Source organism: [Clostridium] aerotolerans DSM 5434 (assembly GCF_000687555.1).
GTDB classification, from domain to species: domain Bacteria; phylum Bacillota; class Clostridia; order Lachnospirales; family Lachnospiraceae; genus Lacrimispora; species Lacrimispora aerotolerans.
In genome coordinates, this window is sequence record NZ_JHWJ01000003.1 from 99,485 (window position 1) to 116,085 (window position 16,601).

At 41.0% G+C, this 16,601-nt stretch carries 21 protein-coding genes and 1 pseudogene; 4 read left to right on the forward strand and 18 right to left on the reverse strand.

What is annotated here, in order from left to right; translation table 11 throughout:
* Positions 1–74: 74 nt before the first annotated feature.
* The 9 genes from hslO to T546_RS0105430 form a co-directional block, all read right to left on the reverse strand.
* The gene (hslO, locus tag T546_RS0105390) at positions 75–956 is read right to left on the reverse strand and encodes an Hsp33 family molecular chaperone HslO (protein WP_026890742.1); all 882 of its coding nucleotides are present in this window, start codon (positions 954–956) and stop codon (positions 75–77) included.
* A gap of 1 nt (position 957) precedes the next feature.
* The gene (locus T546_RS0105395; protein ID WP_026890743.1) at positions 958–1,716 is read right to left on the reverse strand and encodes a class I SAM-dependent DNA methyltransferase; all 759 of its coding nucleotides are present in this window, start codon (positions 1,714–1,716) and stop codon (positions 958–960) included.
* 108 nt (positions 1,717–1,824) lie between these two features.
* A complete protein-coding gene (locus tag T546_RS0105400) occupies positions 1,825–2,334 on the reverse strand; it encodes an SEC-C metal-binding domain-containing protein (protein WP_026890744.1) in 510 nt (169 codons plus the stop codon).
* Positions 2,294–2,698 carry a hypothetical protein gene (locus T546_RS25520; protein WP_166429798.1) on the reverse strand — a complete coding sequence of 135 codons (405 nt, stop codon included), beginning with the start codon at positions 2,696–2,698 and terminating at the stop codon, positions 2,294–2,296. Before T546_RS25520 ends, T546_RS0105400 begins: the two co-directional genes overlap by 41 nt.
* A gap of 180 nt (positions 2,699–2,878) precedes the next feature.
* A complete protein-coding gene (locus T546_RS0105405) occupies positions 2,879–3,163 on the reverse strand; it encodes a DUF2442 domain-containing protein (protein ID WP_026890745.1) in 285 nt (94 codons plus the stop codon).
* An 11-nt stretch (positions 3,164–3,174) separates the two neighbouring features.
* Positions 3,175–3,435 carry a DUF4160 domain-containing protein gene (locus T546_RS0105410; RefSeq protein ID WP_026890746.1) on the reverse strand — a complete coding sequence of 87 codons (261 nt, stop codon included), beginning with the start codon at positions 3,433–3,435 and terminating at the stop codon, positions 3,175–3,177.
* A gap of 171 nt (positions 3,436–3,606) precedes the next feature.
* Positions 3,607–3,843: a hypothetical protein gene (locus tag T546_RS0105420; protein ID WP_026890748.1), complete on the reverse strand. Its 237-nt coding sequence runs from the start codon at positions 3,841–3,843 to the stop codon at positions 3,607–3,609.
* Positions 3,844–4,122: 279 nt separating this feature from the next.
* Positions 4,123–4,353 (reverse strand): hypothetical protein, encoded by a 231-nt coding sequence (locus T546_RS0105425; RefSeq protein WP_026890749.1) that lies wholly within the window; start codon positions 4,351–4,353, stop codon positions 4,123–4,125.
* A gap of 324 nt (positions 4,354–4,677) precedes the next feature.
* A complete protein-coding gene (locus T546_RS0105430) occupies positions 4,678–6,351 on the reverse strand; it encodes a S8 family peptidase (RefSeq protein ID WP_026890750.1) in 1,674 nt (557 codons plus the stop codon).
* Positions 6,352–6,521: 170 nt separating this feature from the next.
* On the opposite strand from T546_RS0105430, the gene T546_RS0105435 reads away from it, so the two are divergent.
* A complete protein-coding gene (locus T546_RS0105435) occupies positions 6,522–8,198 on the forward strand; it encodes a S8 family peptidase (protein ID WP_026890751.1) in 1,677 nt (558 codons plus the stop codon).
* A 73-nt stretch (positions 8,199–8,271) separates the two neighbouring features.
* Here T546_RS0105435 and mscL read toward each other — a convergent pair whose 3' ends face one another.
* The 3 genes from mscL to T546_RS22875 form a co-directional block, all read right to left on the reverse strand.
* On the reverse strand, positions 8,272–8,832 hold the full coding sequence (mscL, locus tag T546_RS0105440; RefSeq protein ID WP_026890752.1) for a large conductance mechanosensitive channel protein MscL: 561 nt from the start codon (positions 8,830–8,832) through the stop codon (positions 8,272–8,274).
* Positions 8,833–8,959: 127 nt separating this feature from the next.
* Positions 8,960–9,370: a GNAT family N-acetyltransferase gene (locus T546_RS0105445; RefSeq protein WP_026890753.1), complete on the reverse strand. Its 411-nt coding sequence runs from the start codon at positions 9,368–9,370 to the stop codon at positions 8,960–8,962.
* 109 nt (positions 9,371–9,479) lie between these two features.
* Positions 9,480–10,373, reverse strand: a complete 894-nt coding sequence (locus tag T546_RS22875) for a LysR family transcriptional regulator (protein WP_051629621.1) — start codon at positions 10,371–10,373, stop codon at positions 9,480–9,482.
* A gap of 143 nt (positions 10,374–10,516) precedes the next feature.
* Here T546_RS22875 and T546_RS0105455 point away from each other — a divergent pair, with 143 nt between their 5' ends.
* Positions 10,517–11,446, forward strand: coding sequence for a ketopantoate reductase family protein (locus tag T546_RS0105455; RefSeq protein WP_026890754.1), 930 nt, complete (start codon positions 10,517–10,519; stop codon positions 11,444–11,446).
* Between the two features lie 85 nt (positions 11,447–11,531).
* Here T546_RS0105455 and T546_RS0105460 read toward each other — a convergent pair whose 3' ends face one another.
* The 6 genes and pseudogenes from T546_RS0105460 to T546_RS26310 all read right to left on the reverse strand — a co-directional run.
* On the reverse strand, positions 11,532–11,771 hold the full coding sequence (locus T546_RS0105460; protein WP_026890755.1) for a CDGSH iron-sulfur domain-containing protein: 240 nt from the start codon (positions 11,769–11,771) through the stop codon (positions 11,532–11,534).
* 72 nt (positions 11,772–11,843) lie between these two features.
* Positions 11,844–12,215, reverse strand: coding sequence for a DUF1634 domain-containing protein (locus T546_RS0105465; RefSeq protein ID WP_034597992.1), 372 nt, complete (start codon positions 12,213–12,215; stop codon positions 11,844–11,846).
* The gene (locus T546_RS0105470; RefSeq protein WP_026890757.1) at positions 12,212–13,045 is read right to left on the reverse strand and encodes a sulfite exporter TauE/SafE family protein; all 834 of its coding nucleotides are present in this window, start codon (positions 13,043–13,045) and stop codon (positions 12,212–12,214) included. The genes T546_RS0105465 and T546_RS0105470 overlap by 4 nt, the downstream gene beginning before the upstream one ends.
* A gap of 14 nt (positions 13,046–13,059) precedes the next feature.
* Positions 13,060–13,782 carry a GntR family transcriptional regulator gene (locus tag T546_RS0105475; RefSeq protein WP_084326178.1) on the reverse strand — a complete coding sequence of 241 codons (723 nt, stop codon included), beginning with the start codon at positions 13,780–13,782 and terminating at the stop codon, positions 13,060–13,062.
* A gap of 80 nt (positions 13,783–13,862) precedes the next feature.
* Entirely contained in the window at positions 13,863–14,261 is a 399-nt protein-coding gene (locus tag T546_RS0105480; RefSeq protein WP_026890759.1) for a VOC family protein, read from the reverse strand.
* Positions 14,262–14,688: 427 nt separating this feature from the next.
* A pseudogene (locus T546_RS26310) lies at positions 14,689–14,787 on the reverse strand (rubredoxin-like domain-containing protein); the annotation flags it as partial.
* A gap of 162 nt (positions 14,788–14,949) precedes the next feature.
* Here T546_RS26310 and T546_RS0105490 point away from each other — a divergent pair.
* Positions 14,950–16,212, forward strand: coding sequence for a Y-family DNA polymerase (locus tag T546_RS0105490; RefSeq protein ID WP_026890761.1), 1,263 nt, complete (start codon positions 14,950–14,952; stop codon positions 16,210–16,212).
* Between the two features lie 12 nt (positions 16,213–16,224).
* The gene (locus T546_RS0105495; protein ID WP_026890762.1) at positions 16,225–16,536 is read left to right on the forward strand and encodes a hypothetical protein; all 312 of its coding nucleotides are present in this window, start codon (positions 16,225–16,227) and stop codon (positions 16,534–16,536) included.
* The last annotated feature ends 65 nt before the right edge of the window (positions 16,537–16,601 follow it).

Below are 16,601 nucleotides of genomic sequence, written 5' to 3' on the forward strand. Positions count from 1 at the left end.
TTGTTTCGCATGATTACGACTAGAGCCATCCTTACGGATGGCTCTTTTTGTTGCTCCCCATCTTGAGGGAGCATTTATCTGGTCGCTTTTTCGTACAGATCCTTTAAATCTTCCACTGTAAATTCATAGTTCTTATTGCAGAAATGGCAATTCACATCGATATTCTTTCCATCATCAATCATTTCCTGAAGCTCTTTTCTTCCAATGCTGATCAAAGCCTTTTCTACTCTTGATTTATCACAGTTACAATGGAATCTCGTTGGAATCCGTTCCATGATATCCAAACCAAACTCTCCTAAAATGTGCTCTAAAATCATCTCCGGAGTTTGCCCTTCATCAAGAAGAGTGGTAATGGAAGTAATTTCCCCAAGCTTCTTTTCAAGATTGTCTATCATCTCATCAGATGCTCCGGGAAGAAGCTGAATAATAAAGCCCCCTGCCTGTCTTACTGTATTTTCCTTATTCATCAGGACTCCCAAAGCAACAGAAGACGGAGTCTGCTCAGAGGTTGCATAATAGTAAGTAAGATCCTCGGCAATCTCTCCCCCTACCAGTATGGTCTGTCCCAAATACGGCTCTTTTAAGCCAATGTCCTTAATAACACTGAGTACACCTTCTCCTACAGCGCCTCCTACGTCAAGCTTTCCTGCCTGATTTGGCGGTAACATGACATCCGGATTAAACACATAGCCTTTTACATTTCCTTTGGAATCAGTTGTGACGGTAAGCCCCTCAATAGGACCGCTTCCCTGAATCTTTATTGTCAGGATATCGTCTTTCCCTTTCATCATGATTCCCATCATGCTTCCGGCTGTCAAAAGCCTTCCCAAAGCAGCAGTTGCCACGGGACTTGTATTATGAGCTTTTCTTGCCTCTTCCACCATCTCTCTGGTCGTTGCTGCAAATGCACGGATCTGATGATCTCCTGCCGTCGCTCTTACTATATAATCAGACATATTATATCTCCTTTCCATGTTCCCTTGCTACGATATAAATCCGTTCACTGTTTTCCTTTACCGGCATTCTGGTGAAGGCATCGTAAGCTTCCAAAAATTCCATACCGGAATCTTTAATTGCCTGTTTGATCTCATCCATGGTATAAGCTCTCTGGTAATGATATTCTGTATGCTTCCGGTATAAATCGTCCTCCTGCCGGATAAACAGAGACAGCCCATATTCGTTGATTCCGGTTTCTTTATCATAGAAATTATCCCAGATAAAGCTGCATTCCTCCCGGTCCTCTGCAATCGTGGAGTCTCCCATAAGAGTTTCATATTTATATACCGTATTCAAATCAAACACAAAGATCCCGCCAGGATCAAGATAATTATTCACCAGCTTGAATACCTGGGTCAATTCCTCCTGCTCCAGGATATAATTCATGCAGTCGCAAATACTTATCACTGCCCGAACCGTACCGTAAAGCTCGAATTCCCTCATATCCTGCATAAGATATAGAATATCGTTTCCAGACTCTGCCCTTTTATCCATGGCAATCTGAAGCATGTCCTCAGAGCTGTCTACGCCAATCATATCATAGCCCCGCTCTGCTAAAAGCTCGGTTAAGCTTCCGGTTCCACAGCCTAAATCCAGAACGAGTCCGTCATTGATTCCATAATCTTTTAACATGCCGGCAACGTATTCACACCAGTCTTTGTAGGGAATGTTATCCATAAACAGATCATAAACCTCTGCAAACCCTTCGTAAGCTTCCATATAATGGTTCCTTTCCCAAGTGATTCCTTTAAAAACAAAGCAGGTAGCCCCTTTTGAGGTACCTGCCTAACTGTCTCTTATTTTCTGCTTTCGTTTAAACGGCCGTTATTACTGGTTAGCTCCGCAGCACTTTTTATACTTCTTGCCGCTTCCGCAAGGACATGGATCGTTTCTTCCGATTTTTGCTCCCTTAACAATGGTTCCGGAAGCTTTCTGCTTCTTATAGAGTTCTTTTTTCTTATCTTCTGTCAGTAAGGTTTCCCACTGAGGAAGATTATACAGCCATTCTGCCTTTGCCTCTACCATATTGTAATAAAGCTTTTCAGGATCAATCTCGATCTTGACTACAGTCTTTTCATCCATGGTCTCAATTGGATTTTCATAGCCTTTTAAGCTGTCGTTGATTCCATCTAAAAATCCGGTGATTGTCTGAACATTGGTTCCGTATCTTTTTGCAAGATCCTCAACGCTCTCTTCAATCACTTCCTCTGGTTTTGAAAGTATATGCTCATAGATTCCTTTTTCAATCACGAAATACTCGGTCCATAATTCTTCTTTGCCTTTATCATCCAGCCCTTCACCATAAGCCAGATTTCTCCAATTTTCTAAAATAGTCATGACTAAACCATCCTTTTATCTCTTTATCTCTTATTTCTGGTAACTCTCCATCAAACAGTATATAACATCTTTGTCGATTTTGCAAGCTGTCCAATGTATGTTTTGCAAGGCCAGGTATGAGGAGATAAAAAATACCCCGCCTGCAACGCCTTTGCTGCAAATGGGGTATTAAAAAGGGGAGGATAAGTATATTCCTCTTAAAAACTCTGAGAAGCCCGTAAACACTAGGGTTTTTTATGATGGGGCAACAGCTGAGCAACATACTTCTTATATCTTTTCCATAATTGTGCCTTTTATTCATATTAGCATTACGAAATATGCTATCAATTATTTTAGCACCTGTTAAATATTTTCTCCAATCCATCTATTTTCATTTTCAATTGGCTGTACTTGCATACATTTGCTGACCTTTCCCTATATTCACCTTATAGGCACTATAAAAAGCTCTGGAAAATAAACCACCCCCAAAAAGTTAGACCTAGGATCTAACAATTGGAGGCAGTTCATAACTCGATAGGATTTACACTCTTTGTTTTTATAACCTTTATGCGATTAAGTGATTAATAGATTCCAGTTCATAAAGCGTGAACGGGTCAAGGTCTATGCATTCACATGGGTTCCTATCCCCTGATAAATCCCATGCAAGAGTATCATTTAATACAGTACATGTGTCTTTGAACGTTTGGATATCTTGCAGAGGTTTAAAAACATCACCTTGTAGAATACTTGTTGCATCGTATTCAACTATCTTCCCATTATCAAAAAATACTTGTACATGATAATTGTCTAGTGGTATTACTTGTACAACTACCGGAAAATAATCTTGCATATTCCCACCTCCTATATTAATGGATTGATTCTATTTAGCGGTTTTTGGTCTTTAGTAAGTTCCCAGTTTTGCATTAATTCATCTTGATGAATTGTACACCACGCAAGGATTAATCTTAATTGTTTATTAGGAAATGAACCTTTTATAACTTGTATATTAATAATGTCAACCAATGCTTTATTCTCATTGTATTCTGCATGAAAATGTGGTGGCATATGGTCGTTGTAGTACATGGTTATGCGTATACCATAGAATAATGATATTTCAGGCATTCTTTATCACCGTCCTTTTTGATATTATAACATAAGCAGGAAGTGATATGCAAGATTGTATATAGCCTATTAAGTTACAAATGAACCAATATTCTTTAAGGAATATGAGAGGGCGACTCTTATATTCCCTATCTTTTACGAAATGAAAGAGCAATTTAATTTCTATAAATATCATGAGTATAAAACCTCTTTTATTAAATTATCATAAGGATTCAACGGCATACTACATACTAGATTTTCTGCTCTTATGGCTCGATTATATAATTTTAGGGCATTCTCTACTGTTAACTCTATACCATGGTAATAATACAAAGTTGCTTGTGTATGGGTAACAACATATTCAATCAGTAACCTTGCATCATGATTTTCAAATAAAACTTCATTTAAATTATTTCTAGTAATCATCATATGCTTAGTCTCCTTTCTGTTAGAACGTACGTTCTTTATGCAGTTAAAATTAAAACCACAATCATAGCGTGGTTTTAATCGATTCCTTAATACAATCATAGGCGAGTCGCTGTTTCTTGGTAATTTCATGCATTTGATATCACGCCTCTTCCTACTGATGATATTAATTATATCACATCCTATCGCAAAAAGCAAACATATGTTCTGATATGTTCACAATATAAAATAAGCCAGAAACATAAAATATGCTTCCAGCTTATCATAGCTTATATCTATTTATTATTTATCTTTATTTGCAATCAGCACCTTTAAATCAGAAATTGAAATATGATTCTCTTCAAGTACATTTGACAATTCATTTAATTCATGTAGTTTTAATTTTTCTTCTAATTCCTTACATTTTACTTCAAGTGTTTTAATAGCATTTTTATGGCTCTGTATTTCTTCTTTCGTTTTAACGAGTTCCTCATTGAGCTTTTCTGTTGGTGTCTTGCGAACTCCTCTTGCCATTGTTTACTGCCTCCTTAATATAATTTATGTATGTTCTATTATAAGTACAATTTAAATATATCAAACATGTAATTAAAAATCAAGAAGCGACATTGTTAAAGTAAGTTATTTTTTATTCGGGCAGCACCTTTAAATAGAAATAGGGAAATAAAAAACGAGAGAAGCCCATAAACACTAGGTTTTTAGACTTCTCTCATTAAAAAGGGGAGGATAAGTATTCACTCATCTTTGGTATATTTTTATTATCGTCCATTTCTGAAATATTATTCAAACAAATATAAACTTTTCTATGAAACTTTTATGGTATGTCCTTAATTTACATTTTCAAATATTTGTGAGCGCCTCAAACAAGAGGTTTACCTCAATCTGTCCATAACCCCAGATATTATTGGGATAGGTATATGCACTGTTTCGCTGGGCCCCACGGATAATAAGCCGGTTTACATCAATTCCTGTGATATTGGTATAATTTCCTCTGGGCACTGCCCATTCAAAGACCATGGCAACGATCCCGGCTGCCAGAGCCGCTGCACAGCCACTTCCAGTTATAGTACCGTAACCATTTCCAGGGACTGCGCATGCAAGCTGAAATCCTGGTGCTGCTATGTCTGGTTTTACATATCCTGTTCTTGTATATCCTCTTCCCGATTCCGGCAGGATGCTGTCATTGAATTGATTGTAAGCAGTTACTGTCAGAGGGTATGTCGCATTTCCTGGAGAGGTGATCGTAGTGTCCGGGTTCGCATTGACAAAAAAGGTCCCTTCTGAGATCAAATCGCCGGACGGGAGCCATGCGTGAAAGGAAAAAGCTTCGCTATCCAGATTTTCCACACGAATATTCCAGATCCCCTGAATGGGGTTTTGAAAACGCATTAGTATGAGCTGATCTCCTGTCTCTTCCTCAAAAATATAGTTATTGATCCATACACCGCTTTGGCTGTTAGGTAAAATAAATTCTCTGCACTCTCCCAGAGCCGGAAGCACCACTCCGGTAGTTTCCTGATTGGGCGCGGTTATCTGAACAGAAAGCCTTGCAGGAGCAAAGGGCCATAGCTCAATGGCAAACAGCTTATCGCTTTCTGTTACACTTAATTCAAATGTATCGTTAAAAGGTTCCGCGGTTGTATTCTTAAAATAATGTCTGCGCTTGTTGGCTTCATTTCCAGTTGTTATGGTGATCCCCGTCTGCGGCTGCTGTGCCAGGAAGTTTGTATAGTAGCTGGTAGCACCTCTACCATCATGGCTTGACTGATTTGTTCCCATTGCAATGCATATTGCCACTGGCCGATTCAGTCGGATCGCAACGGAAATCACATAATTAATACCAATAATCAAATCTGATTCCTGATAGCATTCGGCCTCTTCCGGTACAAAAAAGATTCTTTTCAAATTATTCTTTGCAGGCTTTAACTTCACTATCAGCAGCTCTGCTTCTGGCACAACACCGCTAAAGGATTGATCCTGATTTGGCTTTCCCGCTATTACACTGGCAATTGCGGTTCCATGTCCATTGCTATCAACAGAAGGAACAATGGATAAGGGGTCTTCTGACCTGAGAGCTACATTAATATGTTCTCTGGAATATTCCGTACCATAGGTAAAGCCCTCTGGAGGCGGTCCCTCCTGAATGGTCTGATCCCACAAGGAAATGATGCGGGTGGTTCCGTCATTATATAAAAATGTCTGATGCCGATAATCAATCCCTGTGTCAATGACTGCAACTAGAATTCCTCTTCCAAATAGAGCGAGATAAGGATTTCTCTGGACCGTTCCAATTCCGGATTTTTCCAGACTGATGGTTGAGCTTAAGGTAAGTACAGAAGGAAATGCATTGTATGGGTAGATACCTAAATTACAGGGATTCTGGGAATCAATAGGAATATGTGCCAGAGAATGCCTCAAATTCATGTTTGTAATATTGTCCCCGGTGTCATAGTATGGAATCATTACATTACTGATAATCAGATCATAATAGTTTTCATCCACTATTTTTTGCATCATCAGGCCTCCTGTCTGCCACTATGGCACATATGATATATTTTATGCAGGACAGTATCTATTATGAATGCAAGTATATGGTGACAGCCTGGAAAACATTAATCATATCAGAATACACGCAGCATAAAATATATCATATGCTTAGAAGAAAGATGTAGGGGGCTGAAGCTATGAGTAAAATATTGGATAACAATTACTATGATTTAGCTATTAGTAATACTTTGATTCCAGACTTTAGAAGTGGTGATAATATCACATGGCTGAATGATGAGTTTTCTCTGCTTCATGTCAGCAAAGGTGACAAGCAGCCCTGTGATCTGGGGGAATATCCATACTCTCTGTTTTCCGCCCTTTTTACACCTACTTCCGTCATTGATTCTGCCCCCGATGCCATCTGCAACACTCAGCAAACTCAGCACTTTACATTGCTTGGTCAGGGCATTTTGGTTGGAATTGTCGATACTGGTATCGATTACCTGCATCCTGCCTTTCGAAACAAAGATAAGACGACCAGAATCATATCCATCTGGGATCAGACTCGTCAGGATGGGGTAGTTCCGGCCGGTTTTACTTTTGGAACAGAATATACAAAGGTCTTACTTAATAATGCCATTCTCTCTGCAGATCCTAAGATTTTGGTCCCCACGACCGATGAGAACGGGCACGGAACTGCCATTGCAAGTATTGTAGCCGGTTCCCCTACAGAGGACCGTTCTTTTTCAGGAATCGTTCCAAATTCAGAACTAATTGTTGTTAAACTAAAGGAAGCCAAACAGAATCTTAAAATGATATTTTCCGTACCTGAGGATAAGCTATGCTACCAGGAATCTGATATTGTATTGGGTGTCAGATATCTGATTTCCGTGGCTCAAAGGCTAAAGCGCCCTCTTGTCATCTGCATTGCTCTCGGAAGCAATCAGGGAAGTCACGATGGACGGGGGATTTTAAGCCTTTACATGGAAAGCATAGTCCGTATCCCTGATATCAGTGTTGCTGTATCCGCAGGCAATGAGGGAAACAGCAACAGGCATTTTTTTGGTACCAGCATGTATCCTCCCTACACAAAGGATTTTCAATTAAATGTAGGAGCTCAGGATCGGATGTTTTCTATGGAAATCTGGCCAAATCTTCCCGGACGCCTTGCCATTGAAGTCTCTTCGCCTGACAGAGAAACCATTTCCCTGATTCATCCTTCTTTTTATACCTGTGAGAAATTTACATTTAAATCCAGCACCAGTGTGGTCTGGATCAACAATATGGCATTTGAAAGAGGAACCGGAGATCAGCTTATATTGATCCGCTTTGTGGACCCCCTCCCCGGAATCTGGTACATACACGTCCAAAGCACCGATAATGAACCCTTTTCCCTTCATTCCTGGCTGCCTTCCGGAGATTTAATTTCTAATGATACGTTTTTTCTTTTCCCCAATCCTGATACCACCATAACCGCTCCAGCAAATGCCTGGCATCCTCTTACGGTAACAGCTTATAATCAGTTAAGCGGAAATATTCTTAATGAATCCAGCAGAGGATATACCAGAAGCGGCTTGGTCAAGCCCGATGTGGCTGCCCCAGGTTACCAGATTTCCTGTGCACTGCCAGGAGGCACCTACGGAACCCTTACCGGTACCGGCGCTGCTGCTGCCTATGCTGCCGGCTCCCTGGCTATAATTTTTGAATGGACCGAGGGAAAAGGAAACTTTACTTATGTTACAGGAGAGCAGGCCAGCCTTATGCTCATCAGAACTGCAAGCCGGAATCCTGCCTACAGCTATCCCAACAACATCTGGGGATATGGTACCATTGATGTATTTAGGCTTCTGTCCCGTCTTTCAGATGATATGTAATCGTAACCATTCATTTAAGTCAATAAAAAAAGATGATTTTCACAATGGAAGTCATCTTTTTTTGTGTCTCATTTTAACTCTGACCGGAGCTTTCACTTGATTCTTCCAGCTGACTGGTACAGTATGGGCACCGGATCGCATTGCTATGAATCTTTTTATAACAGTAAGAACATAGCTTTTCCTCTGATGACGGGTCAGAAGCAGAGTCAGATGTGGTTGACTGGGAGGGACTTCCTCCGGACTTCCCCTTCATTTTAAGCGTCACCGCCTGCTGAGCTTTTCCTCTTAATGAATTGATGGACTTAACCATAAAGAAAATTACAACTGCCATAATCAGGAAATTAATGACAGAGGTTATAAAAGCACCATATGCAATGACAGGTCCCTGAGCGCCTGCTGCCTCCAGTGTTGAAACATCGGCTCCATTTGCGGGAGTATAAAGAAGCAGGAACTTATTGGTAAAGTCCACTCCTCCAGTAATTACACCAATTAACGGCGAAATAATATCCTTAACCAGAGAGGTTACTATGGACTGGAAAGCAGCACCAATAATAACACCCACAGCCAGATCCACCACGTTGCCGCGTAAAATAAAATCCTTAAACTCATTTACCATAGATTTTTTATCGCTCATATCCTTGACTCCTCTCTGAGAATCTCAAACATCCTTACCTGAAAATGATAAGGCTGTCTTCCACTATCATGCTTAGTACCAGAATAAATTATTCATCATGAAACCCTGATTTTTCCAACCTTTTATTTTATTTGCTTTTCCTCATAATGATACATCTCTCTTCAAACCCAAGACTCTTCCAGAAGCCCTGTCCTCTCTGATTCCAGCAGAAAACATCAAGATCCATGTTTTCTGTATTTAGTTCCTCTAAAAGCTTTTGAAATGCAGCCGTACCAAGATGATTTCTTCTCATGTTCTTACAGATAAAGAAATGAGAAAGATAATAGGGCGTTGTCTGTGTCTTTACCAGAGCATATCCGGAAACTTCACCATCCAACATGAAAAAGAACGCTTTTGATCCCTGCTCCATAGAAAGCTTTAACCGTTCTTCCAAAACCTCCATTGCAGGTATGGTATCATTGTTCTCATCCTCATATAACTCTTTGTTCAACTTTGCCAGAAATGGTATATCATCAAACGTACATGCGATCAGCTCCATATTATTTCCTCCTATACCGTCTGTTAAAATCCCTGTGTGAAATACAGTTATTTTAACGGTTCCTGGCAAATTATGTCAATAGGTTTTTAGGACTTTATTTTCCGTTCTATCAGCTTTTTATCACATTTTCTGCGTGATTCCCTATCCATTCCCTGGCAAAGGCGGAAAAGCTTCGAATGGTGGGGTGAAGTATTTTTCTGGATGAAATACAAAAATATATGATGCGGTGAACTTTAGGATCAAGAATTTTTCTGATATAGCCTTCCGTGCCATAGGAATCAAGAACCAGCTTTGGCAAAATGCTTATGCCGCATCCACCGGATACCATTGCAATGGCCGCCTGATCACTTAAAAACCCATTATGCTCCATCAGCTTTCCCTTTGCCTGTCTTAATATCTTTCCAACCAGATAGCTGGTTCCCTCACTGGGAACCACGAAGGTCTCACCCTTTAATAATTGAGGCGTAATGGTCTCGTACTGTCTCAAAGGATGGTCCGGAGACATAATTACATAATAAGGGTCCTCAACCAATGGAATCTCATTCTCCTTTCCGTTTGATTCTGCTGTAATGGCGCAGTCTATGACATCCTTGGAGAACCAGTCCTTCATGATTTCATAATTAAGCGCGTCGTTCATATACAGTTCTACATAAGGATACTGTTTTCTGAATTCCATAATAATCTGGGGCATCCATTTTACTGCCACACTTGTGATGACTCCTATCCGGATTCTGCCATGATGGATTTTCTCCTCGCCTGCCATAATCCTTATAGCTTCCTCCTTCTCTGCAAGCTCCTTTGCCAGAGGATAGATTCGTTCCCCCTCCTCCGTAAGGGACACTCCGCTTCTCCCTCTGTATAAAAGCTTGATCCCCAGTTCCTCTTCCATAGAAGAGATCATGTGGCTGGCCGCTGTCTGTGAGTAGCTTAACTGAGCGGCTGCCTTTGATAAATTACCTGTTTCAACCGCGCGCACGAATAATATATACTTATTAACATCCATTTTTTCTTCCTCTTTATCTTAGCTGTTATGGTCATATTATACATGAAAATTATTCATGATACCATTGATAATTTAGTATTATATATCATTAATTATTCATGATACTATTGGTTAGTATTTTAATCAAGAGCCGGAGGGACTAAATGAAAATTGCAATTCTTGGGGCCGGCGCCATGGGAAGCCTTTATGCCAGCTACCTTGCCCCTATTCATGATGTTACATTATTAGACAGTTATAAACCGCAGGTTGATAAGATAAATTCTGACGGAATTACAAAGATCGGAAAAGACCAGTCTGAGACCAGCTTTTCCGTGAAGGCAGTCTTAAGTGGCACAGATATTGGATTTCAGGACCTTTTAATTGTCTTTGTAAAGGGAATCCATACATACGATGCCATGAAAGAAAATACGGGGCTCTTAGGACCCCACACCATTGTTATGACACTGCAAAACGGAGCAGGCAATAACCGGGATATTGCACAGTTCGTTCCAAAGGAACGGATTATCGTAGGAACCAGCAGCCATAACAGCGTTTCCATGGGACTTGGTAAGTTCTACCATTCCGGGTGCGGCCCCACAAATATCGGCCCTGACTATCCTTGTGAATCTTCCCTGAGAGATGTAAAAAAAGCCGCCGCTGCCTTGGAGGAAAGCGGCTTAAACGTAAATATTATGGAAGACATCCAAAAAGTGTTATGGCAAAAGCTTATGGTCAATTGCGGAATCAATGCACTGAGCACATTGATGCAGTGCCGGATCGGAGAAATTTATACCAATCCATATCTTTGGGATTTGTGTAAAAAAATCGTTTACGAATGCGTGATGGTGGCAGAGGCAGACGGCACCTATTTTGACCGCAGGGATGCCCTTAAGATCGTCCAGAGCGTATGCGAAAATGATGCCGAAGGATATGCAAGCATGTATCAGGACCGCCAGAATAAACGGATCACAGAAATTGACCGGATTAATGGAGTCGTGGCAAAGCTTGGAGATGAATATAGCATTAATACTCCATGCAACCATATGCTGGTAACTCAGATTCACGGAATGGAAGGGATGTATTCCAATCAATAAAAACATGATGTCCACTTATTATATAAAAAACAGGCCGGAGCTCACTCACAGTGGCTCCGGCTTATGTATTACTTATTGTTTTTTCTTATAGAGAATGGTGGGCTCCATCACAAAATGGTGGATTCTTGGTCATCTTACATCCGCATAGATGGACAGTCTCTGTCTTTTCAGCGGTAAATGGAAGCGGGCTAAAATCAGTCCCCTGATGAGATCCATCGCAGAACGGCTGACTTCCACTTCTTCCACAGGAACACCAATAATATGTTTTGCCTTCTTCTACATCTACAGAATAAGGAAATTTCTGTGCAATCACTGGTTCACTCATTGTAATTATCTCCTTTCATTTTCTGTATCCAGCGTACACCTCTTGATAAAAAAAATCAATTATTTTCCATCCTCATTTTTTCCCCATGAGAAAGCTGATAATAAGTATGATAAATACGGTTGCAGTAATTGCGGCATACATATAATCCTTTTCTTTTAGAAATGTCACAATCGATACTCCCACCCTTAAAACGGGAGTGAGAATCAGAAGAAATAATCCGCTTAACATGACGGCATAGGGTTTTAAAGTCCCCAGTCCCCGGAGAATTTCAAATACTGAGGTAGGAAAACTTTCCCCCGGATATCCACTGTTTCCTGTCAACAGAAACAGCACCAGGCCAAGACAAGTGATTGCCCCGCTTAAGGCCACTCCAGCTCTTAATGTCTTACTAATTATGATTTCCGTATCTTCAATCCCATTCTTATCCACTGCATTCTTACTCATAGTCTTATGCCTTTCATGATCATTTCAATGGATACATACAGCAAAACCGGAATAAAGACCAGCCGCAGGGTCCTGCTTTTCAGCCTCTGCATAAGCTTTGTTCCCACTGCTGCACCCAAAAGAACTCCAAGAGCAACCGGTGCCGCGATCTTAGGATCAATATTTCCTCTGGTCAAATATATCCCGGCACTGGCGGCTGCTGTTACTCCTATCATAAAATTACTGGTTGCTGTGGATACCTTCATGGGAAGCTTCATAAAGGAATCCATTGCCATCACCTTGAAGATTCCGCTTCCAATCCCCAAAAGCCCCGATATCACACCGGCAGCATACATCATGCCAAAACCACCGTAAACTCCGGTCACATGGTAATCCACCTGCCGGGAAAGGGCCCGGTCCCAATAGCTTCCATTTAATTTCAGCTTATCCGCCAACGGATTGATAGGAAATTCCTGTGGAAGCTCCTGATTTCTCTTTTTGAACATATTCCCTGCCGAATACAGCAAAAGGAATCCAAAGATTAAGTATAAGTACCTGGTACTGACTACCCCTGCAAGAAATGCTCCGGTCAACGCTCCTATGGTAGTTGCAATCTCCAGAAACATCCCCGCACGTACATTGGTAATCTTATCCTTTAAGTAAGCAATGGCGGAACCGCTGGAAGTTGCGATTACGGATACGATGCTGGCCCCAATGGCATACTTAATATCAATGCCAAGTAAAAGCGTAAGGGCCGGAGTGATGATGATACCTCCTCCCAGCCCCAAAAGAGAACCTATAAAGCCTGCAAATACTGATATGAGCAATATTATTGCTGTTATAGAAATCATGATATAGCCACCTTTTATCTTAATTGTAAGTCCACTGAAAATGTAAATTTATCGCTTCTAATGACAGATACACGAAACTCAATGGGCCTGCCCTTCCTGTCATAAGTAATCCGCTTAATTAAAAACGCTGACAGCCCTTCCGGCACCTCTAACAGTTCTGAGATAGCTGGATCGGTGATACAGGTCTCAAGATATTCCTTTGCTCTTTGTATCCCATGCCCATAAGTATGTTCCAGCAAATCGTAAATCGAAAGACGTTCCACATCATAGGACTCAATGTCGGGGACAAGATCTGCTGGCAGATAAGAGTTTTCAATAATGACAGGCACTCCATCCATCTTACGGATACGGGTGATCTGCTTTATGTGCTGGTCACCCGAAAGTGCAAGTGCCCTCTGCGCCTCAACATCCTGGCTCTCCTTAATTCCTAACAGCACGGAATCTTTATTTAGTTCTTCATGATCTCTTCCAAAGCTGTAAAACTTAAACAGGCTCTGTTCAATCTTTGGGTGATTTACATAGGAGCCTTTTCCTTTTTCTGTTGCAATGAGGCCCTCGCTCTGAAGTTTTTTTACGGCATTCCTTACCGTTGCCCTGGTCACTCCAAATTCCTTCACCAGTTCATTTTCTGAAGGAATGGACTCACCTGGAAGGTACTCCTTTATAAGGATCCTTTCCCGAAGCTTCTGATATATCTGGATATAATAAGGAAATCCGCTGTCTTTTTCAACCATCATTCGCCTCCTGTTTACTTGTGTATACAAGTAATTATAGCACGGGATTTTCTCCCGTCAAGAGCTTTTACCCGTTTTCTTCGTCATGGTTGAAAGGATCCTATTTCAATGACATTTCCCTCAGGATCAGCAATGTAGCAGGTGCGCTGCCCCCAAGGCTCTGTTGCAGGCTCCATTACCGGAATTGCTCCCTTTTTCGTTACCTCCGAAAATGCCAGATCAACTTCTGCATAATTTTCTACCCCAAGAGCGATCTCATAATGACCATTGATCCTATCTGCATAATCAAAGGTTTTACCAGTCATGGCTTCAAAATCTTTTCTGCCATACAATAAAAACAAGGTACCATCCTTTTCAAGATATACATTACTGGTATCTTCCTCTTCTTTTATCTCAAATCCCAGCACATCCCTGTAAAATCGAATCATAGTTCCCATATCTTTTACGAAGATTCCAAATCCTTCCAGCTTTAGTTTCATCATTTCTACCTCCTTGTATTTGTCTTATTCCTTTGTAAAACCCATTATACAATATCAATCAGGACAACTGTATGTCATGTTCCTTTTCTTCCTTAAGCGCGTCATATATATCCTGTCCGACAAGACTTCTTTTATGTACCGCTCATATCTTTCCCATATACAAAAAGAGACGCCCTAAGACGTCTCTTTGCTGTAATTAATACTTTCCTAACTTCATATGTCCGGCAAGCTCTGTTTTACATCTCTGCTTGATTACCCATGCTTCATCCTTTGCCTGAGTAAATGCAGATACGCATTTAGGATCAAGATTATCCTCGATTCCCTCTTTGCTCAAAGCAATAATTTTTTCTGCCAATGTAATGACTTCCATATGGATGGCATTGGTACGGTCAGAGCGGTAAATCTTTTCTGCATCTTCCTCGTTGATCAGTTCAAACTTGTCTGCACCTACCATACATTTAGGACATTTCTCCGGAGCAGTTTCTCCTTCATAAACATAACCGCATACTGTACATCTGAATAACTTCATAAAAACATGCCTCCTTAATTGAAAAATATTGATCATCTTACGATCAATATTAGTATCACTTACAACGAGACATTTGTCAATCTCTGACAGAAACTTTTTTTCTATAATTTTCCTCTATTATTCGAACATATATTCGAATATAATAAAAACAGAGGTGGTCATATGGATAACGTAATCTTTCACATTGATGTAAATTCGGCATTTTTAAGCTGGGAGGCCGTGTACCGGCTTCATCATCTTGGCGGAAAGCTGGATTTGCGGGAAATACCATCCGCTGTCTGCGGAGATACAGAAAAGAGACACGGCATCATTCTGGCAAAAAGCATACCAGCAAAAAAATACAATATTAAAACCGGGGAGGCGGTTTGGGAAGCGCTTAGAAAATGTCCTGACCTCACTATGGTTCCTCCTAATTATAACCTGTATCAAAAATCTTCAGAAGCCTTTCTCCTTCTTTTGAAGCAGTACTCTCCCATGGTGGAACAGTACTCCATTGATGAGGCCTTTGTTGATATGACTGGCACGGATTCCTTGTTTGGAACACCGGAGGAAGCTGCTGAGGATATGAAGGAACGGATTTACAGGGAATTGGGATTTACCGTAAATATCGGAGTTTCCAATAACAAAATTCTGGCTAAGATGGCATCGGATTTTAAAAAGCCTTATCGGGTGCATACACTATGGAAGCATGAAATCCAGACTAAGATGTGGCCCTTATCCGTGTCAGAACTGTTTTTCGTTGGCAGGGCTACCTTTTCAAAGCTTCACAATCTGGGAATCAAGACCATTGGAGAGCTGGCTCAGACAGACCCTGCCATCCTTAAAAATCATTTCGGTAAGCACGGAGAAGTTATCTGGTCCTTTGCCAATGGAATCGACTTTTCCGCCGTGGAACCAGTCCCTCCTCCTAACAAGGGATACGGAAACAGCACTACCATTTCCTTTGATGTCACCGATTCCAATACGGCCAAATTAGTCCTTTTATCTCTGGCAGAAACCTTATCCGCAAGGCTGAGGGAGGATGGGGTAAAAATCGGCGTTGTATCCGTAGGAATTAAGAATTACAACTTCGAATATCTGGGACACCAGAAGACCCTTTCTGCTCCCACCAATATAACAAAGGAAATTTTTGAAGCTTCCTGCCAGATCTTTGATGAAATGTGGGATAAGGTCCCCATACGCCACTTAGGCATTCACACCAGCCGGGTAACCAGCGAATCCAACCGTCAGCTAAACATATTTGATACAACGGATTATGAAAAGCTGGAACGGCTGGACAAAGCCATTGACGAGATCAGAAAACGTTTCGGCTCAGACAGCATCAAAAGAGCCAGTTTCGTACAAACCAGGTCTATTGACCACATGAGCGGAGGAATCAGCCGGGAGAAAAGAACCGTGAATTATAACAATGAAATCATTATGTAAGAGGTCAGATATATGGGTAAATTCGGGATCGGAACCAATGTAAAAAATATTGACAGCGGTGCAGTTCGGGGAAAGCTGTATCACATCGCCTGCAAAGCATGGTTTACTTCTACCTGCAGCCCTATCCCCTTAAGCTTTAAATTCGAAGGTGAGGACGGAATGATACAGACAGTCTCTTCTTTAAATATCAAGTGTACCGAAGATAAAAATTATTCCGGCATCCCGTCAAAGGAATACGATTGCGAAGCCGTAATCGGGGGCATCTTATGCAGATTTAAACTGATTTTTTATATGGAAGCCTGCAAATGGGTCATGGTGATTTAGCCCCTGTAGGAAAACAGCCCCTTGAACCTGAAATCTTTCCAGGTCCAGAGGGCTGTTCTTTTAAA